The organism is Bartonella sp. P0282 (genome assembly GCF_048452985.1).
Classification (GTDB): Bacteria; Pseudomonadota; Alphaproteobacteria; order Rhizobiales; family Rhizobiaceae; genus Bartonella; species Bartonella choladocola.
In genome coordinates, this window is the sequence record NZ_WTFO01000021.1 from 1 (window position 1) to 242 (window position 242).

Sequence of the window (242 nt, forward strand, 5' to 3'; positions counted from 1 at the left end):
TTGGGCGTTCTGTCCTACCAGTTTTCCATACTTTTCCTTGTCCGTAAAGGTCAATGTCGAGTACGCGGTATTGTCTGCGATGATCGAGAGTGGGACGGCTGTGAATGTTGAGAGCTCGACACCTTTTTCAACAGGAGCACCGGCTGTCAATGTCACAGTGGCTGAAAGAGAACCCACGGGCTCGTTATTATATTCCGGTACAATCGTATAATCGCCGGTAATCGTGCCTGTGAGCTTTGCTG

The 242-nt window shown here is 49.6% G+C and carries 1 protein-coding gene; it reads right to left on the reverse strand.

Going from position 1 to position 242, the window contains the following annotated elements:
* Positions 1 to 242 (reverse strand): hypothetical protein (locus tag GQS64_RS11990; RefSeq protein ID WP_198231768.1); only part of this gene is annotated, 242 nt, incomplete at both ends.